General features: G+C 65.8%; 16 protein-coding genes. 6 read left to right on the top strand and 10 right to left on the bottom strand.

Translation table 11 applies throughout. The features are described 5' to 3' along the window. Positions 1 to 158: 158 nt before the first annotated feature. From Uis4E_RS01640 to Uis4E_RS01675, 8 genes are all read right to left on the bottom strand, one after another. On the bottom strand, positions 159 to 3,881 hold the full coding sequence (locus Uis4E_RS01640) for a prealbumin-like fold domain-containing protein (RefSeq protein WP_101621529.1): 3,723 nt from the start codon (positions 3,879 to 3,881) through the stop codon (positions 159 to 161). Further along, positions 3,878 to 4,462 carry a hypothetical protein gene (locus Uis4E_RS01645; protein ID WP_133125373.1) on the bottom strand — a complete coding sequence of 195 codons (585 nt, stop codon included), beginning with the start codon at positions 4,460 to 4,462 and terminating at the stop codon, positions 3,878 to 3,880. The genes Uis4E_RS01640 and Uis4E_RS01645 overlap by 4 nt, the downstream gene beginning before the upstream one ends. 302 nt (positions 4,463 to 4,764) lie before the next feature. Beyond that, positions 4,765 to 6,207: a pyruvate kinase gene (gene pyk / locus Uis4E_RS01650; protein WP_101621533.1), complete on the bottom strand. Its 1,443-nt coding sequence runs from the start codon at positions 6,205 to 6,207 to the stop codon at positions 4,765 to 4,767. 260 nt (positions 6,208 to 6,467) lie between these two features. Continuing rightward, the gene (locus Uis4E_RS01655) at positions 6,468 to 7,487 is read right to left on the bottom strand and encodes a TerC family protein (RefSeq protein WP_101621535.1); all 1,020 of its coding nucleotides are present in this window, start codon (positions 7,485 to 7,487) and stop codon (positions 6,468 to 6,470) included. A gap of 54 nt (positions 7,488 to 7,541) precedes the next feature. Continuing rightward, positions 7,542 to 9,653, bottom strand: coding sequence for an excinuclease ABC subunit UvrB (gene uvrB / locus Uis4E_RS01660; RefSeq protein ID WP_101621536.1), 2,112 nt, complete (start codon positions 9,651 to 9,653; stop codon positions 7,542 to 7,544). Then, the gene (gene coaE / locus Uis4E_RS01665; RefSeq protein WP_101621537.1) at positions 9,653 to 10,294 is read right to left on the bottom strand and encodes a dephospho-CoA kinase; all 642 of its coding nucleotides are present in this window, start codon (positions 10,292 to 10,294) and stop codon (positions 9,653 to 9,655) included. The genes uvrB and coaE overlap by 1 nt, the downstream gene beginning before the upstream one ends. Before the next feature lie 199 nt (positions 10,295 to 10,493). Next, complete coding sequence (gene rpsA / locus Uis4E_RS01670) at positions 10,494 to 11,966, bottom strand: 30S ribosomal protein S1 (protein WP_034526447.1); 1,473 nt, start codon at positions 11,964 to 11,966, stop codon at positions 10,494 to 10,496. Positions 11,967 to 12,185: 219 nt separating this feature from the next. Further along, positions 12,186 to 13,079: a bifunctional methylenetetrahydrofolate dehydrogenase/methenyltetrahydrofolate cyclohydrolase gene (locus Uis4E_RS01675; protein ID WP_101621539.1), complete on the bottom strand. Its 894-nt coding sequence runs from the start codon at positions 13,077 to 13,079 to the stop codon at positions 12,186 to 12,188. A 145-nt stretch (positions 13,080 to 13,224) separates the two neighbouring features. Here Uis4E_RS01675 and Uis4E_RS01680 point away from each other — a divergent pair, with 145 nt between their 5' ends. The 4 genes from Uis4E_RS01680 (at position 13,225) to Uis4E_RS01695 (ending at position 17,926) form a co-directional block, all read left to right on the top strand. Beyond that, a complete protein-coding gene (locus Uis4E_RS01680) occupies positions 13,225 to 14,418 on the top strand; it encodes a metal ABC transporter solute-binding protein, Zn/Mn family (RefSeq protein WP_101621540.1) in 1,194 nt (397 codons plus the stop codon). A gap of 120 nt (positions 14,419 to 14,538) precedes the next feature. Beyond that, positions 14,539 to 15,453 (top strand): ABC transporter ATP-binding protein, encoded by a 915-nt coding sequence (locus tag Uis4E_RS01685; RefSeq protein ID WP_101621542.1) that lies wholly within the window; start codon positions 14,539 to 14,541, stop codon positions 15,451 to 15,453. Beyond that, complete coding sequence (locus Uis4E_RS01690; RefSeq protein WP_101621544.1) at positions 15,450 to 16,286, top strand: metal ABC transporter permease; 837 nt, start codon at positions 15,450 to 15,452, stop codon at positions 16,284 to 16,286. Before Uis4E_RS01685 ends, Uis4E_RS01690 begins: the two co-directional genes overlap by 4 nt. Before the next feature lie 683 nt (positions 16,287 to 16,969). Beyond that, positions 16,970 to 17,926: a hypothetical protein gene (locus Uis4E_RS01695; RefSeq protein WP_101621545.1), complete on the top strand. Its 957-nt coding sequence runs from the start codon at positions 16,970 to 16,972 to the stop codon at positions 17,924 to 17,926. A gap of 546 nt (positions 17,927 to 18,472) precedes the next feature. Here Uis4E_RS01695 and ispF read toward each other — a convergent pair. Both ispF and Uis4E_RS01705 read right to left on the bottom strand, forming a co-directional pair. Beyond that, positions 18,473 to 18,958, bottom strand: a complete 486-nt coding sequence (ispF, locus tag Uis4E_RS01700; RefSeq protein ID WP_101621547.1) for a 2-C-methyl-D-erythritol 2,4-cyclodiphosphate synthase — start codon at positions 18,956 to 18,958, stop codon at positions 18,473 to 18,475. Between the two features lie 201 nt (positions 18,959 to 19,159). Then, positions 19,160 to 19,756 carry a CarD family transcriptional regulator gene (locus Uis4E_RS01705; protein ID WP_034526438.1) on the bottom strand — a complete coding sequence of 199 codons (597 nt, stop codon included), beginning with the start codon at positions 19,754 to 19,756 and terminating at the stop codon, positions 19,160 to 19,162. A 140-nt stretch (positions 19,757 to 19,896) separates the two neighbouring features. Between Uis4E_RS01705 and glgB the strand changes: the two genes are divergently transcribed. Beyond that, entirely contained in the window at positions 19,897 to 22,128 is a 2,232-nt protein-coding gene (gene glgB, locus Uis4E_RS01710; protein WP_101621548.1) for a 1,4-alpha-glucan branching protein GlgB, read from the top strand. A 50-nt stretch (positions 22,129 to 22,178) separates the two neighbouring features. Continuing rightward, entirely contained in the window at positions 22,179 to 22,904 is a 726-nt protein-coding gene (locus Uis4E_RS01715; RefSeq protein ID WP_101621550.1) for a response regulator transcription factor, read from the top strand. Positions 22,905 to 22,916 lie beyond the last annotated feature (12 nt).

Here is a 22,916-nt window from a genome sequence, read left to right on the forward strand (position 1 = left end):
TCGGCGGCCTCGGCCACCCCCGGTCGGCTTCGCCGACAGCCCCCGCCGGCGGGGGCGACTGCGGGACACGGGCGCTTCACCCGCATCCCACGATGCCTCTGCCGGGCGGAAGTAACCATCGACGACGGCCGGCTCCCGCCCGGCGGGGCGAAGCATTGTCAGGCGAGCCCCTTCCTCTTGCGGTACTCGTTGACCAGGGCGAGCGCCAGCGCCGCGGCCACAGCCGCGATGCCGCCGATCAGCAGCCAGTCACGCGCATCCAAGCCGCCCGTCAACGGCAGTGCCGCCACGGTCTTCACGTTCACGAGCCGGCACGGGGTCGGCCCAGAACCGGTCGTGGAGGCGACCGCGACGCAATCCGCGGAGGAGCCGGCGACGTTCATCCGCGCCCACAGGCCGTGCAGGCTCATGGTCGCGTCACCGGTTTCCGGCACGGTGATGAGCGCGTACGTCGTCGCGTCCGGTTTGGCATAGCCGTCGGGCGCGGTGGCCTCGGTGAGCTTGTACGTGCCGTACGGGAGGTTCCGGATCGTGATGTATCCGCTGCCTCGGCTGTCGACGTCCTCGTAGTACTGCTTGCCGTCGGAGGGCGTGGTGCAGCTGCCGGTCGCGCAGTCGACGACCGTGTGCGCGGAGTCCTTGACGATGTTCGCGCACGTCGTGCCGCCGTTCGTGGTGTCGCAGGTCTCCACGGTCCATACCGTGCCGGGCAGGAGCGCCTGGTCGTCGGCGCCGATCTTCGTCCATGTGACCTGCGTGGGCTTGTTCGTGATGCGGCCTTCGGACTTGTCCGCCCACGTGACCACGCCGGAGCCGTCGATCGTGAACGCACGACACGTGTCCGTGGGCTGTTGGTAGCCGACCGGCACGCCGGTCTCGCACAGCTTGTACGTCTTGTCCACGGTGAGGCCCTTGACGGTGAACCTGCCGGCGGTCGGGTTCTCGTCCTCGCCGGAATACGAGGCGTCGCCCGTATTGTCGGCGATGTTCCCGAAGCCGGCGATCGCGTTGCCGTTCTCGTCGGTGATCTTCCACGTGGAACCGGGCAGAAGCTTCGTATCGTCGTTCGCGTCGATCTTGTCCCAGCTGACCGATTTCGTCTCGGGCAGGTTGCCGATCACCTTGCCGGTCGTATCGAGCGGCCCCTTGCCGTCGGACGAGGAGGTTCCATCCGGCTTGTTCGCCACGATCAGCGCCGGCTCCTCGTACTTGCTGCCGGCGGCAGGCTGCGTGACCGTGAACGTGTACGTGGTGGTCGTCTGCTGGTAGTTGGACGGCGCCCCGGTCTCCTGCAGCGTGTATGTGCCGGCCTTCAGGTTGTTGATGCTGATGTCGCCGGGGGTGCGGTCGTTGTCGCGGGTGCCGTTGTCCTCGATGATGACCCACTTGTCGCCGGTCTTGTCTGCGAGGTTGTGCCAGCAGGAGTCGGAGACGACGCGCGCGGTCGCGTCGGTCACGCAGTCGGCGGGACGCATGTTCGCCTCCAACGGGCCGCCGTCCGTGGTGGAGAGCTTCCACTTGGAACCGCCCAGACGGTCGGCGTCGGTCTTGACCGTCGCGTTGTCCGCCGTACCGGAGGCCTTCGCCTTCGACCACGACATGGTGTACGGCGTGGAGAACATGACATTGCCGTCCGTACCGAACGCACCACCGGACAGGGAGACCGCGTTGCCGGTGAACGTGACCAGCGCGTTCGCCTTCGCCTCGGCCTTCAGATCGTCGCTCACCGAACTGGTCAGGCCCACGCCCGCGGTCTTGCCGTGGCCGTCCACCTGCGTCTGGTTGATGTTCGTCGTGCCGGTCCACTGGCGTTTGCCGTCCGCGTCGAGGCTCGAATACTTGGCGTTGTCCTTCGCCGTGTCATGCGTCAACGGGACGGTGGACAGATCGGTGCCGTTACGGTCATAGCCGGTCGAGCTCCTGCTCGGCTGCTGCCCGTCCGCGCTCCATGTGATCGCGCCGCTCTCACCGGCCCAGTTCTCGTCGGACAGTTCGAAGCTGTTGGTCGTGATGCCGTTCTTCACCGGAGCCATGATCGCGAAATCTTCGCCGGATTGGCCATACTCGGTTTTCTGCGCGATCTGCGTGCGCTTCGTAGCGTCCTTCACCACGTCGACGTCGTATGTGGCGTCCACGCCGTTGTCGAACAGCAGCATGTTGCCGCCCTTCGAGTTGAAGCCCACGCCTGACGGGCACAGCCACAGGCCGCCGCCGAAGTGGCCGGCATGGTTGTTGTACGCCACGGACTTGCCCATGAACGTGGTGGTCCGCTCCTCCGTATACACGGCTCCGCCCAGATGCTCGGCCTGATTGCCCTGGAACCAGACCGGGGTGTTCGGGGTGACGTTCCCGTATGCCGGTGCGTTCCTTCCCGAGATGCCGGTGAAGATGGCCGTGCTCCACCAGCCTACGAAGATGGCGCCGCCGTCGCCGTGCGTGGCGTTGTCGAGGAACGTGCCGCGGGAGACGATCAGCGTGCTGTGGAAGCCGCTGCCGTCACCGGTGCTCCAGGGATTGGGATGGCCCGCGTTGCCGGAATAGATATAGATGGCGCCGCCGCCGCTCCACCCGGAGGTCATTCCCTCGACGTAGTTATCGGCGAACACGCCGCCGTCGATGGTCACATCGCCCTGCGCCCATACGACGCCGCCGCCGCTATGCGCCTGGTTCTTCGCCGCGACGGTGTTGTTGGTGAACTCGCCGCCGCTGATCTCGAGCTTTCCGCCGATTTCCCTATTGCCCGACGGTGTGATCAATCGGATGACGCCGCCGCCCGATTTGATGTTCTTCGTCCACGTGGCCTCGTTGGAATCGAACGTGCCACCGGTGATCGTGGTGGTTCCACCCTCGCTGACCATCACGCCGCCGCCGGGCGCCTTGTTGCCGGTGAACGTGCCGCCGTTGATGGTGGTCGTCACGCGCTGCTCGTCGGCCGTCACGCCCTGCTGCTTGTCGTAGATGACGCCGCCGTCGCTTGTGGTCTCGTTGCCGACGAACGTGCCGTCGTCAAGCTTGACACCGAACGTGCCGCCGTTGATGGTGAGCGTGCCGCCGTCGTTGTAGACGACGCCGCCGTTACGCGCCTTGTTGCCGGTGAACTCGCCGCCGTTGATGGTCACGTCGCCCGCGCTGTAGGCGATGGCGCCGTCCTTGTCGGCGGACGTGCTGATGTCGTTGCCGGTGAACTTGCCGCCGTTGATGGTGAGCGTGGCCGTGGAGGCGACGTAGACGAGGTTGCGGGAACCGTCAGAGTAGGTGAAACTCGTGTCCTTCCCGTTCTCGCCGATGGTGAGGTTCGAACCGGAGTGGACGACGAGGAACGCGCCGGTACCGCCGTTGGCGGTGCCGTCCGCATTCTTGCCGGTGAGTTTCGCGCCGTTGACCGCGGTCAACGTGACGGTCACGGCGGCGGTGTCCGTGCCGACGTCGATCGCGCCGGTCGCGGGGACCGGAATATCCTTCGTGATGACGACATCACCCGACTGCGCGAAGCAGCCGGCGAGCGTATCCCAATCCTGCACGTCGTCGCAACCGACGGCGGTGGGAGCGGGGGCGGCCGTCTGTCCGTCGGACTGCGTCGCGTCGGTGGAACCGGAGGCGGCGCCGGATTGGGCGTCGTTCGTCGCCGCACCGTCGTTCGTGCCGCCGTCCGCGCCGCCGTTCCCGTCGGCGGTGCCGGCCGTATCGGCTCCGGCGCCGCCGGACGTTCCCGCATCCGTGCCGGTCGATGTCGAAGACGACGAATCCGACGTGGCGGCGCCGACGGTGCCGACGGCCGTATCCTGCGCGACGGCGGGTGACGCCCCCGCCACGAGCATGGCGATCGTCGCGATCGTCGCCGCCGCGAGACGCGCCATGCGTCTGCCGTTCATGCCTGTCATGCTTCCTGTCCTTCCGATTCCTGACGTGCCGACTGTTCCTCATTCGGCCGATCGGTCATGCCGAGCCGTTCGCGCAGCATGCTGTTCTCCTTCTCCAATCGGTCCACGTATCGCGACAACTGGTCGATGACCCGACCGGGTGAATACCCGTATCCGCCGCAATCGGTTCCTTCCCGTCCGCCGGCGCCTGCGCGTGCGTCCGATGCGGTCAGCCGGACGCCCGCGCCGGATTGCGCCGGCGTGCCCGCGACGAAGAACCGTTCATCGTCGCCGGCGTCATCGCTCTCAAGCAGGAGAGCCGCGTTCGACCGCCAGCGCTGGAAGCATCGTTCGATGCGTTTCGCGCCGATCACCGCAGGGTCGAGTCCCGCCTTGCGGAACAGGTCGGTGGGATTCGCGCCGTTGAGATACCTGCGCAGGCACGCGCGTTGGAACCCCTTCGCGTAACGGATGCGCGAAGGTCCCACGGAGATCACCGCGGGCAGGCCGCTCAGATAGGTGATCTGCGCCGCCGAGAACATCGGCGCGCGCACGGGAATGCTGCGCGCCTCGGCGCCCTCGCCGATCACCTCCAACGGCATGACCACTCCTCCGTCTTCGTTCCCGCGAATCCTGCACTTCACCTCGATGCACGGGCCTCTAAGCCCTTACACCCTCTGTCTGAAACAGATACCCCCCCCCGAGACGGATTCATGGTTGGCCGGCATGTCGTTGTGAGCGCGCACACATGCAGTCGGCGTCTCCGTCGAGGCATGCGAAAAGCCCCTTACCCGCGTTTGAACGGGTAAGGGGCTTTCACGTCGAACCGGAATCCTACGGAATCCTAGGGAATCCCACGGATACCGGATTCAGCCTGCCGGCTCATGCACCGGACCGATCGGAATCAGTCGCAGGCGCCCACGGTGTGGACGTAGATGGAGTCGGTGCTGCCCGGCTGGTGCTCGCCCTGGGCGGAGCTCAGGATGACGATCTTGTCGCCGTCGACGACCTTGCCGGCGTCGCGCAGCAGCTTGTCGGTGAAGACCATGAGGTCCTTGCGGGACTTGTCATGGTAGTCCTCGTCGAGCAGGAAGGCCTCGGTGCCCCAGGAGAGGGCCAGCCAGTGGTAGGTGTGCTCGTTGTTGGTGATGCCGTAGATCGGGGCGGCCGGACGCTCGCGGGAGACGCGGTGCACGGTGTTGCCGGTCTGGGTGTAGGCGACGATGGCCTTGGCGTTGAGCTTGTCGGCCAGGTCGACGGCGGCGGAGGAGACGGCGCCGGTGGAGGACATGTCCAGGTTCTTCAGGGCCGGGATGCGGTCGAAGCCGTGCTCGGTGGCGAAGCCGGAGATGCGGGACATGGTGGCGACGGTGACGGCCGGGTACTCGCCGACGGCGGTCTCGTTGGAGGTCATGGTGGCGTCGGCGCCGTCGAGCACGGCGTTGGCGCAGTCGGAGGCCTCGGCGCGGGACGGGACCGGGGAGTGGACCATGGAGCCCAGGACCTCGGTGGCCACGATGACCGGCTTGGCGTAGTGGCGGGACAGCTCGATGATGCGCTTGGTGGCCAGCGGGACCTCCTCGAGCGGGCACTCGACGGCCATGTCGCCACGGGCGGCCATGATGCCGTCGAAGGTCTTGACGATGTCCTCGAGGTTCTCGAGGGCCTGCGGCTTCTCGATCTTGGCGACGATCGGGATGCGGCGGCCTTCCTCGTCCATGATCTCGTGGGCGCGGTCGATGTCGGTGGCGAAACGCACGAAGGACATGGCGATGATATCGGCGCCGGTGCGGATGGCCCAACGCAGATCCTCTTCGTCCTTCTCGGTCAGGGCCGGCAGGGAGACGGCGACGCCCGGCAGGTTGATGCCCTTGTGGGAGGACACCGGACCGGCCACGACGACCTTGGTGTGCACGTTGTTGCCCTCAACCTTGGTGACCTCGAGACGGACCTTGCCGTCGTCGATGAGGATCGGGTCGCCCGGGTGGCAGTCGCCCGGCAGGCCCTTGAAGGTGGTGGAGGTGATGTGCTCGTCGCCCTCGACGTCGTCGGTGGTGATGACGAACTCCTGGCCTTCCTTGAGCTCGACCTTGTCCTCGCCCTCGGCGTTCTTCTTGAACCAGCCGCAGCGGATCTTCGGACCCTGGAGGTCGACCAGCACGGCCACGTTGCGACCGGCGGCCTTCGAGGCCTGACGCACGTTGTTGTAGACCTTGAGGTGGTCCTCCGGCGTGCCGTGGGAACGGTTCAGACGGGCCACATCCATGCCGGCTTCGACGAGGCTGGTGATGCCTTCGAGGGATTCGCTGGCGGGGCCGATGGTATCGACGATCTTGGCTTTGCGCATGTTGCCTATTCCTAACTATTGCAAGGGACGCAGGCCGGACGGCCTACGTTTTCCACGGAACAGTGTACTAGCTTTCGTTCGTTCGTTCCAGTTTTTCCCCCGGTGTGTTGTTAACGCTCACAGCCCAGTCGCCGCAATGCAAAGAACGCTCACGGAACTCCCCTGTTCAGGGAATTCCGTGAGCGTTCTCGTAGAATTCACCGGACCGACGGACCGTTCGCCGGCCACCGGCTCCGATCGGACCGGCCGTCACGCCGACGTCACTCGGCGCCGGAACCGGACTCCACGGCGGGCTTGTCGGCCTTGCCCGCGTCCATCGCCTTCATCTTGACGACCGAGGCGAGCGCCGCGCCGCCGATCGCGACGACGATCACGGCAAGCGACAGCCACGTGGGCACCTCCGGCACCCAGTGGACGCCCTCGCCGCCGTTGATGAACGGCAGCGTGTTGCCGTGCAGCGCCTCCATCACCAGCTTCACGCCGATGAACCCGAGCACGACGGACAGGCCGAGCGGCAGGTAGACGAGCTTGTCGAGCAGCGCGCCGAGCAGGAAGTAGAGCTGCTGGAGGCCCAGCAGGGCGAACACGTTCGATGTGAACACGAGGAACGGGTCCTTCGTCAGGCCGAAGATGGCCGGGATCGAATCGAACGCGAACATCACGTCGGTGGTGCCGATCGTGAGGAACACGATGAGCATCGGCGTCCAGTAGCGCACGCCGTTATGGGTGGTCCTGAGCTTCTCGCCGTCGTATTCGTCGGTGATGCGGATCACCTTGCGCAGCGTGCGGATGAGCCCGTTCTCCTGGTACTCCTCGTCATCGTCGCCGCCGATGACCAGCTTGATCGCCGTGTAGATGAGGAACGCGCCGAAGATGAAGAACACCCACGTGAAACGGCTGATGAGCGCCGCGCCGATGAGGATGAACACGCCGCGGAAGATCAGCGCGATCGTGATGCCCACGGACAGCACGTACTTCTGGATCTGCTTCGGCACGGCGAAGTTCGACATGATGATGACGAACACGAACAGGTTGTCGATGGACAGCGAATACTCGGTGAGCCATCCGGAGTAGAACTCGATGGCTGGCTTGGAGCCGGCGAAATACCAGATGCAGCCGCCGAAGATCAGCGCCATGACCACGAAGAAGGCGATGTGCTGGACGCACTCCTTCGTGGAGGGCACGTGCGGCCTGCGTCCGATGACGAACAGGTCGACGATGAAGAACAACGCAAGCACCACGAACGTGGCGATTTCAAATGCAAGAGGGGTTTCGGCCATGATTCCCTACCCTAACGCATCTCTATGACCGTTGTCCCTCCGTTCGCCGTCCTTCTACCTGTTGGCCTCGGTCATCTGCCGCAGTTCCTTCTTCAGGTCGCGGATCTCGTCGCGCAGGCGGGCGGCGAGCTCGAATTGGAGCTGTTCGGCGGCGGTGTGCATCTGCTCGCTCAGCTGGCGGATCAGGTCGGCGAGGTCCTGCGCGGGCAATCCCGCCTTGAGGATCTCCTCGTGCCGCTTGTCCGCCTCGGCGGCGTCGAACGCGGGCACGCCCAGATGCGTGTTGCCCGCCTTGCCGGCGTTGCGGTAGCCGCCTTCGAGCAGGGTGGCCGTGTCCACGTCCTCCTTGGCGAGCATGTCGTTGACGTCGCTAATCTTCTTGATGAGCGGCTTCGGGTCGATGCCGTGCTCCTTGTTGTACGCGATCTGCCTCTCGCGGCGGCGTTCGGTCTCGTCGATGGCCTTGCGCATCGCCTCGGTGACCTCGTCCGCGTACATGATGACCGTGCCGGACACGTTGCGAGCCGCGCGGCCGATCGTCTGGATGAGCGAACGGTAGGAGCGCAGGAAGCCCTCCTTGTCGGCGTCGAGGATCGCGACGAGCGACACCTCGGGCAGGTCGAGGCCCTCGCGCAGCAGGTTGATGCCGACGATCACGTCGATCTTGCCCTCGCGCAGCATGCGCAGCAGCTCGACGCGGCGCAGCGTGTCCACGTCGGAATGCAGGTATTCGACCTTGATGCCCCGTTCAATGAGATAGTCGGTCAGATCCTCGGCCATCTTCTTGGTGAGCGTGGTGACGAGGGCCCGCTCCCCCTTGGCGACGCGGTCCTTGATCTCGGCGAGCAGGTCGTCGATCTGCCCGTCGGTGGGACGCACCTCGACCTTCGGGTCCAACAGTCCTGTCGGGCGGATGATCTGCTCGACCACCCCGTCCGACAGCCCGAGCTCATAGTCGCCGGGCGTGGCGGACAGGTACACGGTCTGGCCGACGCGCTCAAGGAACTCCGGCCATTTGAGCGGACGGTTGTCCATCGCGGAGGGCAGGCGGAAGCCGTGTTCGACGAGCGTGCGCTTGCGCGACGCGTCGCCCTCGTACATGGCGCCGATCTGCGGGACGGTCACATGCGACTCATCGATGACGAGCAGGAAGTCGTCGGGGAAGAAGTCGAGCAGCGTGTGCGGCGGCGTGCCGGGTTCGCGCCCGTCGAAGTGCCGCGAATAGTTCTCGACGCCGGAGCACACGCCCACCTGGGTGAGCATCTCCAGATCGTACGTGGTGCGCATGGTGAGGCGCTGCGCCTCCAGCTTCTTGCCTTGCTTCCTCAATTCCGCGACGCGCTCGTCGAGCTCCTCGCGGATCGTCTTCAGCGCGCGTTCCATGCGTTCCGGCCCGGCCACGTAGTGCGAGGCGGGGAAGATGTGCACCTCGTTCTCTTCGGCGATCTCGTCGCCGGTCAGCGGATGGAGCGTGGAGATGCGGTCGATCTCGTCGCCGAAGAACTCGATGCGCACGGCGAGCTCCTCGTACACGGGGATGATCTCCACCGTGTCGCCGCGCACACGGAACGTGCCGCGCGTGAACGCGATGTCGTTGCGCTTGTACTGCATGGCGACGAACCGCCGCAGCAGCTGGTCGCGGTCGATCTGCTGGCCGACCTTGAGCAGCAGCATGCGTCCCGCGTACTCCTCCGGCGTGCCGAGGCCGTAGATGCACGACACGGTGGCGACGACCACGCAGTCGCGGCGCGTGAGCAGGTTGGCGGTGGCCTGATGGCGCAGCCGCTCCACATCGTCGTTGATGTTGGAGTCCTTCTCGATGTACGTGTCGGTCTGCGGGATGTACGCCTCCGGCTGGTAGTAGTCGTAGTAGGAGACGAAGTAGCTCACCGCGTTGTCCGGCATGAGCTCGCGGAATTCGGCGCACAGCTGCGCGGCGAGCGTCTTGTTCGGCTCGATGATGAGCGTCGGGCGCTGCAGCCGTTCGATGAGCCAGGCGGTGGTGGCGGTCTTGCCGGTGCCGGTCGCGCCCATGAGCACGACGTCGTTCTCGCCGTTCTCGATGCGCGTGGCGAGCTCGTCGATGGCCTGCGGCTGGTCGCCGCTCGGCTTGTACGGCGATTTGACGACGAACGGCCTGTCCTCGCGTTGGATGTTGAATCCCATCACTGCTCCTTCCACTCGGCGACCAGTCTATCAACCTGCTCGAACATGCGTTCGAGCGGTTGCGTGGAGTCGATGACGACATCGGCGATGGCCTCGCGCTGCCCGCGCGTCGACTGATGGCGGATGCGCGCCTCGGCCTGCTCGCGCGTCATGCCGCGCGTCGCGGCCATGCGCGCGATCCGCGTCCCGACAGGCGCCTCGACCGTGACGATATGGTCGAACCGGAACGGGATGTCGCCGATCACCTCGGCGAGCAGCGGCACGTCGTGCACGACGACGATCCCGCGTTCCCCCGATTCCCGTGCGGCGTCGCGAGCCGCCGCCACGCCGCGTTCCTCCCGCCGTCGCGCCTCGGCGTAGATCAGCGGATGCTCGATCGCGTCGAGACGTTCCCGCGCGCCGGGCTCGGCGCCGCGCCCGAACACGTGTTCCGCCATCCACGCGCGGTCCAGCGAACCGTCCGCGGCGATGGCCGCATCGCCGAACTCACGCGCGATCGGCTCCAGCGCCGCTCCCCCGCGCGCGGTGATCGCATGGGCGATCGCGTCATAGTCGACGTGCAGCGCGCCGTCCTCGCGCATCCGCGCCGCCACCGTGCTCTTGCCCGCCGCGATGCCCCCGGTCAGTCCGATACGGATCATTTTTCCCCTTCCCCTTCATTCCCATGGTGCGGTGAAATCCCCATGGTGCGGTAGGCGGAAACGGCTTGGTTCCGCGGTTATGAAGAAAGTGTGTTGCCGCACCATGGGAGAGACGACCGATATACGACGAAACCCGGCCCATCGTGGACCGGGTTTCGTTTCAGGCGTTACGCCGTGAGCTCATGCCGTGAGGCGGAACTCACTTGCCGAGCAGCTGGTCGCGCAGGGCGGCGAGCTGATCGGAGTCGGCGAGCGTGCCGGTGGAGGTGTTGTCGGAAGAGTAGTTGGACACCTCTTCGACCTTCTCCTCCTTCGGGCCCTGGCCGTCGGCGGCGGCGGACTCCTCCGCGTGCGCCAGCTCCTTGGCCACGAACTCCTTGTGCTCCTCCCACAGCTGGTGGGCGGCCGCGTACTGGGACTCCCACTCCTCGCGCTGCTTCTCGTAGCCCGCGATCCACTCGTTGGTGTTCGGGTCGAAGCCTTCGGGGTACTTGTAGTTGCCCTGCTCGTCGTACTCGGCCGGCATGCCGTAGATGGCCGGATCGAAGTCCTCGGAGGCCGGGTCGACGGAGTCGTTGGCCTGCTTGAGGGACAGGGAGATGCGGCGACGATCGAGGTCGACGTCGATCACCTTGACGAACACGGTCTCGCCCGGCTTGACCACGGTCTCCGGGTTCTCGACGTGACGGTTGGCGAGCTCGGAGATGTGCACCAGGCCCTCGATGCCGTCCTCGACGGAGATGAACACGCCGAACTGCACGATCTTGGTGACCTTGCCCTTGACGATCTGGCCGGGGACGTGAGTGCGGGCGAAGCGCTGCCACGGATCCTCCTGGGTGGCCTTGAGCGACAGGGAGATGCGCTCGCGGTCCAGATCGACGTCCAGCACCTCGACGGTGACCTTGTCGCCGACCTTGACGACCTCGGACGGGTGGTCGATGTGCTTCCAGGACAGCTCGGAGACGTGGATGAGGCCGTCCACACCGCCGAGATCGACGAACGCGCCGAAGTTGACGATGGAGGAGACGACGCCCTCGCGGATCTGGCCCTTCTTGAGCTGCGAGAGGAAGGTCTCGCGCACTTCGGACTGGGTCTCCTCGAGGTACTGGCGACGGGACAGGACCACGTTGTTGCGGTTCTTGTCGAGCTCGAGGATCTTGGCCTGGATCTTCTGGCCGATGTACGGGGTGAGGTCGCGGACGCGACGCATCTCGACCAGGGAGGCCGGCAGGAAGCCACGCAGGCCGATGTCCACGATGAGGCCGCCCTTGACGGCTTCGATGACGGTGCCTTCGACGACGCCGTCAGCTTCCTTGATCTTCTCGATGTCGCCCCAGGCGCGCTCGTACTGGGCACGCTTCTTGGACAGGATCAGACGGCCTTCCTTGTCTTCCTTGGTGACGACAAGGGCCTCGACGGTGTCGCCGACCTCGACGACCTCGTCCGGATCGACGTCCTTCTTGATGGAAAGCTCGCGGGAGGGGATCACACCCTCGGTCTTGTAGCCGATATCCAGGAGGACCTCGTCGTGATCGATCTTGACGACGGTACCCTCGACCAGATCACCATCGTCGAAGTTCTTGATGGTGGAATCGACTGCCTTGATGAAGTCCTCTTCGGTGCCGATGTCGTTGATGGCGACCTTGGTGACCTCAGTGTTGTTCTCTGCCATGTAGGTAATGGTTTCTCAATAGTTGGATGGATAATTACTCGATATTCAGTTATGGATGTGCCCATCGGACACGCGACTTTCCACAATACAGTCAGCCATGCCCAAAATCCCGGGCGTGTCGCGGCGGGGCGGGCGCCCGGACCATGCTGCCGGACGCCCGCCCCGCACCTCGCCCGGCCGTCGGATCGACATGGTGGCACCGGGCGCGTCTCCGCCGGGTCAGGCCCTGCCTTCGGCCTTCGCCCGGCGCTCGGCCATCTCCACCACGTTGGCGAGGAGCATGGCTCGGGTCATCGGGCCGACGCCGCCCGGGTTCGGCGAGTAGGCGGACGTCTTCTCGTGGGCGGCCTTGTCGACGTCGCCCCTGACGCGCCAGCGGCCCGCCTCCTCGTCGTAGACGCGCGAGACGCCCACGTCGAGCAGCACGGCGCCGTCCTTGACCATGTCGGGCTTGACGAATCCGGCGGAGCCCATAGCGGCGACGACCACGTCGGCGCGGCGGATGTGGTCGACGACGTCGCGCGTGCCGGTGTGGCACAGCGTGACGGTCGCGTTGACGGCGCGGCGGGTGAGCATGAGGCCGATCGTGCGGCCGATCGTGATGCCGCGGCCGAGCACGCACACCTCCTTGCCGTCCAGGTCGATGTCGTAGGCGTTCAGCAGTTCGATGCAGCCGCGCGGCGTGCACGGCAGCGGCGTGTCGATGTCGCCCTTGACGTGCAGCACGAGCTCGCCGAGGTTGTACGGGTGCATGCCGTCGGCGTCTTTGGCCGGGTCGATGAGGTCGATGATCGCGTTCTGGTCGATGCCCTTCGGCAGCGGCAGCTGCACGATGTAGCCGGTGCACGCCGGATCCTCGTTCATCTCGCGCACCACGGCGGCGATGTCGTCGAAGGTCGCGTCGGCGGGCAGCTCGTGCTTGATGGAGCGGATGCCCACCTCGGCGCAGTCCGCGTGCTTGCCGGCCACGTACTTGACCGAGCCGGGGTCGCTGCCGACCAGCAGCGTGCCGAGGCCGGGCTCGACGCCCACGGTCTTGAGACGCTCCACGCGTTCCTTCAAATCCTGCTTGATCTGCGCGGCCACGGCCTTGCCGTCGAGTTTCACGGGCATGTCGACTCCTTCTCTTGCGTCCCATCGTTTCTCAACGCGTCCCAACGTGTCGTGGGATGCGGTGGACGCTACTACGATTAGGTAACATGTCGGTTTCGCCGAAGACGGATATGGACGCGCGGCGAGGAGCGGAAGGGTTCGGACGATGAATGTGGGACAGCTGGGACGACGGTTTGGTCGATGGTTCGGGAACGCGCGACGCGTCGCTGCGGCGGTCGCCGCGGCCGCGTTCGCCCTCGCCTGCGCCGCCTGCGGCACGGCGGCAGGCGACGGCGGCACGACCGACGGCGCGCAGACGACGACGGAGAAGACCGGCGCGATCGAGGTGGTCGCCTCAGTGAACCAGTGGGGTTCGCTCGCCAAGGAGATCGGCGGCGACGCGGTCGACGTCACGTCGATCCTCTCCTCCACGGGCGTCGACGCGCACGACTTCGAGCCGAAGACCTCCGATCTGGCGAAGCTGAGCCGCGCCGAGATCGTCGTCGCGAACGGCGCCGGGTACGACACGTGGGCCACGAAGTCGCGCGGGCCGGATTCGACGCTCGTCTCCGCCGCGCAGATCGTGGGCGCGATGGACGGCGACAACCCGCACCTGTGGTTCTCGAAGGACGCGCGCGCCGGCATGGCCAAGGAGCTGGCCGACGCCTTCTCGAAGGCGCGGCCGAAGAAGCGCAAGGCGTTCGCCGCCAACCTCAAGGCGTGGCAGTCGCGCGAGAAGGAGCTCGACACGCGCATGGCCGACTTCGCCGACGCGCACGAGGACCTCACCTACGGCGCGACCGAGGCGGTCGTCTACTACCTGATGAGCGACATGTCGTTCGACGACGTCACCCCGGAGGGCTACGCGCAGGCGGTCGCCAACGGCGGCGAGGTCGCGCCCGCGGACCTGCAGACCTTCCAGGAGGTCATCGAGAAGAAGCGGGCGGACGTGCTGGTCAACAACACGCAGGAGGCGTCCGACGCGACGAACATGCTCATCGGCACGGCCGGGCGCTCCGACGTGCCCGTCGTCGACGTGAGCGAGCAGATGCCGGAGAAGTACGACACCCTCGTCGACTGGATCGGCGCGCTGGCCGACTCGATCTTCACGGCCGTCGATCCGGACTACGGCAAGGACGGCACGACCGGCGGATGCGCCGCGGACGGCACGGACGGCGGCGATTCGGCAGGATCGTCCGATTCGGCCGACGGGAACGCGGCCGACGGGAACGGCGGGACGACGTGCGACGCCACGGACGGCGGCACCGGTTCGTCCGCTTCGGAATCCTCGGACGGCTCGGGTGTCTCGGACGGCTCAGGCGCCGACGCCGGCGGCACCCAGCCCGACCCCGGCAAGTAGGCGGCGGGAGCGTCGGGTTCTCGCCGACACTCCCGTAATTGAGAACGGTTGTCAACATCATTTGCGATAATCCTGCGGTAGATTCGTGAATCCCAATCCATGACCACAGGAGGCCCGACCATGGGCGAACCGCTTCAGGACGCGATCGTCTTCCACGACGCGGCGATCAGACGCGGCGACCGCGTCATCTGGCAGCACGGCGACTTCGCCATCCCCGCCGGATCGGTCACCGCGATCGTCGGCACCAACGGCGCCGGCAAGACCACGATGATGAAGGCGGAGCTGGGACTGCTGCCGCTCTCGCACGGCTCGCTCACCGTCTTCGGCAAGCCGGCCGGCGAGGCGAACGGCGTCATCGGCTACGTGCCGCAAAGCTACACGTCGGACATCGACGCGAACATCACCGCCGAACAATCGGTGCTGCTCGGACTGACCGGCACGCGGTTCGGCATCCATCCGGCCACACGCGCGCAACGCGCCAAGGCGCGCGAGGCGATGGCGTTCGTCGGCATCGACGACAAGGCGCGCTACCGGCTGTCCGAACTGTCCGGAGGCCTGCGCCAGCGCGTCGCCATCGCGCAGGCGATCGTCTCCGACCCGAAGCTGCTCATGCTCGACGAGCCGCTCGCCAACCTCGACCTCGCCTCCCAGCGCGCCGTCGCGCACCTGCTCGCGCGCCTCAACCAGGAACTCGGCATGACAATCCAGATCGTCGCACACGACCTCAACATGCTGCTGCCGATCCTCACCGGCGCCGTCTACCTGCTCGACGGACACCCGCACTACGCCGACATGCGCAAGGTGCTCGACTCGAAGCTCCTCACCCACCTGTACGGCACGAACGTGCAGGTCGTGACCACGCCGCAGGGCGACATGTTCGTCACTCCCTCCCCCGACGAGCCGAAGGACCAGCCGATGGACATGCATACGGCAGCCGAGGTGGCGGAGCTGCACCATCACGCGCACACCGACGACATGCACGCGCACGCGAACGTTGCGGACGGACACGGCGAACACGAAGGAGCGAGGAAATGAGCCACATCGATTTCAGCTTCGACCCCAACTGGATGGACACGCTGACCGCGCCGTTCATGGCCAACGCGTTCCTCGCCGGCCTGTGCATCGCGTTCGCGGCCGGCGTGATGGGCTACTTCACCATCGCCCGCCATTCCACGTTCGCCGCGCACGCGCTCGCCCACATCGGCCTGCCCGGCGCGACCGGCGCCGTACTGCTCGGACTGCCCGTCTCGCTGGGCCTCGGCGCGTTCGCGCTGGGCGGCGCGCTCGTGATCGGCGCGCTCGGCAAGCGCGTCTCCGAACGCGAGATCGCCACCGGCACGGTGCTCGCCTTCGCGACCGGTCTCGGCCTGTTCTTCGCCCGGTTGTCGAGTTCCGCCTCGCAGCAGATGCAGTCGATCCTGTTCGGTTCGATCCTGACGATCACCACCATGCAGATCATCGGATTCGCGATCTTCGACGCGGTGCTGCTGGCGGTGCTCGCCGTCATCTACCGGCCGCTGCTGTTCAGTTCGCTCGACGAGCAGGTGGCGCAGGCCAAGGGCGTGCCGGTCGGATGGATGAACGTCGCGTTCATGGCGATCATGGCGGGCGTGATCACGATCGCCGTGCCCGCGGTGGGCACGCTGCTCATCTTCGCGCTGGTCATCACGCCGGCCGCGGCGGCGAACATCGTCGCGTCCTCGCCGCTCAGGGCGATGGTCGCGGCCGGGGCGATCTGCTTGGTCTCGATCTGGGGCGGACTCGTGCTCTCCGCGATGTTCCCCGCTCCCCCGAGCTTCATCATCGTGACGATCTCCACCCTGTTCTGGGCCGCCGCCAAAGCTGTAGAGGCGCTTCGGCGGCGCTGACGCGGCGCATCCCAGCCATCCCATCGTCGACCGCTCGCCCGCCGCGTTCCTTCCCTCGTCCCACGTCCCCCGCGCAAACTATCCCGGATAACGGCCGCATCGTCCAGGATAGTTTGCGCTGGCAGCGTCTCAGCGCAAGTTTTCCCGGAAAACAGGCCGCTCGTCCGGGATTGTTTGCACCTACCCGCATTCAGTGCAACTATTCGGGGACGACTGGCCTAGTTTCCGGGTTTTATCGCGTTCAGGCCACCCACGGCTTCCTGTCATAGATCCCTGCCCGGGACTTCCGACCGCCAGACATACCGCCGAGACGTCACCACCGCTACATCGTATTCAGTGCAATTCATGGAAGGTTCTCCAAACATTGGAGACACTCTCATTCGGTTGCGCGCAACCATCGTCACGGATCCGCGCAACACGGTCAGAGCGTTCGTTCCGCACCCGCACCTTGACACCCAACGACGCCGCCTCATCCGCAAGGACCGCAGACTGTTCGTGGCCAAATCGACCGATCCGGAAGCCTCCCGGCAAAGACCCTCGTCCCGATGAGATTCATTCCCGACATGGTCCACGCCTCCGCCATGGCGGGGCGAAAACCCTTGGGACACGCCTGAAGGGAGGGTGTTATCCACATTACCCGGTTCGGCTTGTCATGAGGATTCGGATTCACGTAGCGTCAAAGCATGAAAGAGCACAAAGGAGTCACCGCACTGCTGCGGACCGCCGAACGGGAACGACGTTGCGCCATCGGAAAGGCCGGCGACGCCATCTACCATGCCCTACGCAGGAGGGTGAAGGCATTGGAAGTGGTATCCCCATACCCCAATCTCTTCGCGGACGTCCTGTACTGGAACAACCTCGATCCCGAGGAACGATCACTGCATGTGATCCGATCGCTGGCGCAGCACCACCCACGGTGGACGTTCGCCGGACTCAGCGCCGCATGCGTCTACGGATACCAACATTCCTACGCGCTGCACGACGGGTCGGTGAGCATCGCCTCGCCGAAGGGGTCCGGACATGGCGTCGCCAAACAGTTGCGCCGCCTCTACATGCACAAGATTCCGCGCCGACGATTCCACGGCATACCAGTCACATCCCCTGCCCGCACGCTCATCGATTGCGCCGCGATACCGTTCGCCGACGCCTTGGCCATCTACGATTCCGCGCTGAGGAACGGTCACGTCACCATCGCGGACGTCGAAACGCTGATGATCCAGATCGCCTGCGACGAGGCCGCGGTGGCGAAACTCCTGAAGCACGCCAATCCCTTGCGGGAGAACGGAGGCGAGTCCTGGACATATGCGCATATCATCGGACTCGGGTATGCCGAGCCTTCATTCCAAGCCGAATTCGCCAATCCCGAGACACCTTCGATGCCATATCGCGTCGATTTCTGTTGGAGACTCGCCGACGGACGCGTCATCGTAGGCGAATACGACGGCATGGCGAAATACGCCGACACCAGCAACCCGAACCGGGCAAGTCTGCAGGCGAAACTGGACTACGAGCACCGTCGGGAGCACGCGCTCAAAAGTCAGGGAGTCACCGCCGTCACGCACTTGTTCTACGAGGACGTGAAGGACTCGGCACGGTTGGACGCCAAGCTTGCCGGAGCCGGAGTGCCGAGAATCCGTTGAAAGCACGGGCGCCTCTTCCGGAGACGATCATCAAGGATTCCCACATGCGCAGTCGCCTCCGTGCAAGGACATGCCCCGAAGCACGGTTCGCCCACCGTATTTGGCGGCCTTCCGCGCGCCGCACACGAACACGGCGCGACTTATGATAACGGCCGCATCGTCCGGGATAAGTCGCGCTGAGATTGCGTCAGTGCAAACAGACCCGGGAATGGCCCGCATCGTCCGGGAAACATCGCGCTGAGTCCCGGTCAGCGCAACAAAACCCGGACGAATGGGATGATATCCGGGAAACATCGCGCCGAAGAAGTGCTCCACCACAGGGCAGGGAACATCCGGCCGGCCGACGGACCATTACATGACGTCACGGGGCATTACGGACCATTACACGACGTCACGGGGCATTACGGGGCATCACACGACGTCACGAGACATTACGAGGCATCACACGACATCACGAGACATCACGCGACGTCACGGAGATGCTCGTATGCCGGCACCATCCGCGGCCGTGGACGACACCGCTCCCGGCGGCGCCACTGACGGAAGTCAGCGCCCGGTCTCCTCGACCAGGGCGGTGGCGATGGCGGCGAGGCCTTCGCCGCGGCCGGTGAAGCCCATATGATCGGTGGTGGTGGCGGTGACGGACACCGGGCATCCGACGGCCTCGGTGAGCGCGGCCACGGCCTCGCCGCGACGGCGTCCGATCTTCGGACGGTTGCCGACGATGGCGACCGATGCCGACGTCGGCGTGAAACCGTGCCCCCGGAGATGCGCGACGGTCTCGCGCAGCATGTCCGCGCCGTGCATGCCGGCGCCATGCGCGTCCGAGCCGACGCCGAACAGGGCGCCGATGTCGCCGAGTCCGGCGGCCGCCAGCAGCGCGTCGATCAGCGCGTGCGCGGCCACATCGCCGTCGGAGTCGCCTTCGATGCCGTTGCCCTCGCCATCCCAGCGCAATCCCGCGAGCCACAATTCGCGGGGGGCGTCCTCCGACGCGAAACGATGGGCGTCGAACCCCTGACCGATGCGCATGATGGAACTCCTTGCGGTATGTGGATCGAATATTATGAACAGGCAGGTGAACGGATACGCGAAGACCCCCACGACGGGGGTCTTCATCACGGCATCCGGACCGGCTGCCGAGCCGGGTCCCAAGCCGGGCCAAGTCAGGTAATAGTAATCAAGCGGCCCGGATGGATGCCGACATGGACGCATCCGGGCCGGCGTCCCGGCTCAGCGCTTGCGGCTCTTCTTCTTCTCGGCGTCGAGGCGGGCCATCGTGTCGGAGGCGGCCTCCTCGGGCGCCTCGGTGTGGTGCTTCTCGTCGCCGGGCTTCGGCTCGCTGTAGCCGAGGTTCACGTCGAGCAGGCGCTGCGCCTCCTCCTCGTCGATCTTCTCGGACAGGGCGATCTCCGAGGTGAGGATGGAACGCGCCTTGGTGAGCATGCGCTTCTCGCCGGCGGACAGGCCGTGCTCGTCGACGTCGCGCTGGGCGAGGTCGCGCACGACCTCGGCGATCTTGTTGACGTCGCCGGTCGCGATCTTCTCGACGTTCAGCTTGTAACGCCGCGACCAGTTCATCTCCTTCTCGACGATCGGGGTGCGCAGGATCTCGAACACCTTCGCCACCTCGTTCGCGTCGACGATGTCGCGCACGCCGACCTTCTTCGCGTTGTCGACCGGGACGTTGATCACCAGGCCGTCGGAGGACAGCACCGACAGCTGCAGGTACTCGCGGGTGACCCCCCTCACGGTCCGCTCGGTGACCGCCTCGACCCTCGCCGCGCCGTGGCGCGGATAGACGACCATATCGCCGACCTTGTAACCCATGAAACCTCCGCTGAAAGCAGACCCACAAAAAACCTGAACAAGTATGCCACCAACCCCGGACACGCCGGCACGTCGCCTTCCGCGGCTCGCGCGACGCGCCAAAGCGCCGATGATAACGTTTGTAGCCGTACACTATGCACATGGCTACAAACACGAACATCAATGAAGATACCGTCGCCGTGCCCGTCAACCAGGGCGACCTCAACAAAGTCAGCAACGCGGAGTTCTACAACCCGCACGCCATCCTCGGCGCGCATATGGCGAACTATCCGCATGCCGACCAGACCACGATCCGCGTCCTGCGCCCGATGGCGAAGACCGTCGCCATCCTCACCCAGGACGGGGAATACCCGGCCGAGCATGAATACAATGGCGTGTTCATCGCGGTGGTGCCCTCCGCCCGCACCGAGCACGGCTACAGCGTGCCCGACTACCGTGTGAAGGTCTCCTACGAGGGCGGCGAGCCGTTCGTCGAGGACGACCCGTACCGCTACCTGCCCACTGTCGGCGAGATGGACACCTACCTGTTCGGCGAGGGCCGCCACGAACGCCTGTGGGAGGCCTTGGGCGCGCACGTGCGCCACTACTCCGATCCAATGGGCGACGTGTCCGGCGTCTCCTTCGCCGTGTGGGCGCCGAACGCGCACGCGGTGCGCGTGATCGGCAACTTCAACTCGTGGGACGGCCGCCGCCACGCGATGCGCGCGCTCGGCTCCTCCGGCGTGTGGGAGATCTTCATCCCGGGCATCGGCGCCGGCGAGGTGTACAAGTACCAGATCCTCAACGCCAACTACGAGTGGGTCGACAAGGCCGATCCGATGGAGCGCTCCCATGAGGTGCCGCCGGCCACCGGCTCGATCGTCGTCGACTCGACGCACGAGTGGCAGGACGACGCGTGGATGGAGAACCGCGCCAAGACCGACCCGATGAACAAGCCGGTCGCCATCTACGAGATGAACGCGCTCAGCTGGCGCAAGGACGTGAGCAACTACCGCGAGCTGGCCGACAAGCTCGTGCCGTACATCGAGAAGATGGGCTTCACGCACGTCGAGTTCATGCCGCTCGCCGAATACCCGTTCACCGGCTCCTGGGGCTATCAGGTCACCGGCTACTACGCGGTCGACTCGCGTCTCGGCGGCCCGGACGACTTCAAGTACCTCGTCGACCGCCTGCACGAGGCCGGCATCGGCGTGATCATGGACTGGGTGCCCGCGCACTTCCCGAAGGACGCGTTCGCGCTCGGCCGCTTCGACGGCACCCCGCTGTACGAGGATCCGGACCCGACCCGCGGCGAGCACCCGGATTGGGGCACCTACATCTTCAACTTCGGCCGCCACGAGGTGCGCAACTTCCTCGTCGCCAACGCCTGCTTCTGGCTCGGCGAATACCACATCGACGGCCTGCGCGTCGACGCGGTCAGCTCGATGCTGTACCTCGACTACAGCCGCGAGCCCGGCCAGTGGCATCCGAACATCTACGGCGGACGCGAGAACCTGGAGGCCATCGACTTCCTCAAGGAGGCGAACGCCACCGCGTACAAGAACAACCCGGGCATTCTGATGATCGCCGAGGAGTCCACCGCCTACGCGGGCATCACCGCCCCCACCGACCAGGGCGGCGTCGGCTTCGGCCTCAAGTGGAACATGGGCTGGATGCACGACACGCTCGAGTACCTGCACGAGGAGCCCATCAACCGCAAGTGGCACCACAACGAGATCACCTTCTCGATGGTGTACGCCTACTCGGAGCACTACGTGCTGCCGCTGAGCCACGACGAGGTCGTGTACGGCAAGGGCTCCCTGTACGGCAAGATGCCGGGCGACGGCTGGCAGAAGTACGCCGGCGTGCGCGCCCTGTTCGCCTACCAGTGGGCGCATCCGGGCAAGAAGCTCACGTTCATGGGCAACGAGCTCGCGCAGTGGGGCGAATGGGACCACAACAACTCGATCGATTGGGCGTGCCTCGACTGGGAGGACCACCGCGAGGTGCAGTCCATGGTCGCCGACCTCAACAAGCTGTACAAGGACACGCCGGCCATCTGGAGCCAGGACTTCACGCCCGACGGCTTCCAGTGGCTCACCAGCGACGACGCCGACCACAACACGCTGAGCTTCATGCGCGTCGGCTCCAAGGGCGAGACCGTCGTCGTGGTCGTGAACTTCTCCGGCGAGGCCTGGTCCGACTACCAGGTGCCGCTGCCGAAGGGCGGCAAGTGGACCGAGGTGTTCACCACCGACGCGAAGAAGTACGGCGGCTCCGACATCAAGAACGGCACGTTCGAGGCGGACGCCGGCGAGTACCATTCGCGCCCGGCCTCGGCGAAACTCACCATTCCGGCGCTCGGCGCTGTATTCTTGAAGCCGGAAGAGTGACGAAAGGCGAACACCCACTGATCACCGGCTGAAAGGCGGCAAGAACAACCATGCTCAATACCACGGCACGCCAACAGACCACGCCCCGCACGGTGCTGGTCGTGGAGGACGAACCGACGCTGGCCACGGCCATCGCGCAGCGCATCACCGCCGAAGGGTGGACGGCGCGCGTGGCCGGCGACGGCGCCAGCGCCGTGCAGGCCGCGGCGCAGCTGAGGCCCGATCTGGTGATCATGGACATCATGCTGCCGGTGATGGACGGCCTCGAGGCGACGAAACGCATCGTGGCCGCCCGTCCGGTGCCGGTGCTCATCCTCACCGCCCGCGACGACGAGGCGGACAAGGTGATCGGTCTGGGGGCCGGTGCGGACGACTACATGACCAAGCCGTTCTCGATGCGCGAGCTCATCGCACGCTGCAAGGCGCTGCTGCGTCGCGTCGAACGCGCGAAGGTCATCGCCAAGAACGCCGAGAACGAGAAGATCCTCGACTTCGGCTCGCTGGTCATCGACCCGGCGCAGCGCACGGTGAGCGTGAACGGCGAATACGTGCATCTCACCCCCACCGAGTTCGACCTGCTCGCCACGCTGGCGCGAAAGCCCAAGTCGGTGCTCACCCGCGAGAAGCTCCTCGAGGAGGTGTGGGACTGGGTGGACGCGTCCGGCACCCGCACGGTCGACAGCCATGTGAAGGCACTGCGTCACAAGCTCGGTCCGAACATGATCCGCACGGTGCATGGCGTCGGCTATGCGTTCGAGCCTCCGTCGGCCGAGTGACGGCGCACGGGA

Source organism: Bifidobacterium parmae (genome assembly GCF_002860365.1).
Taxonomy (GTDB): Bacteria; Actinomycetota; Actinomycetes; order Actinomycetales; family Bifidobacteriaceae; genus Bifidobacterium; species Bifidobacterium parmae.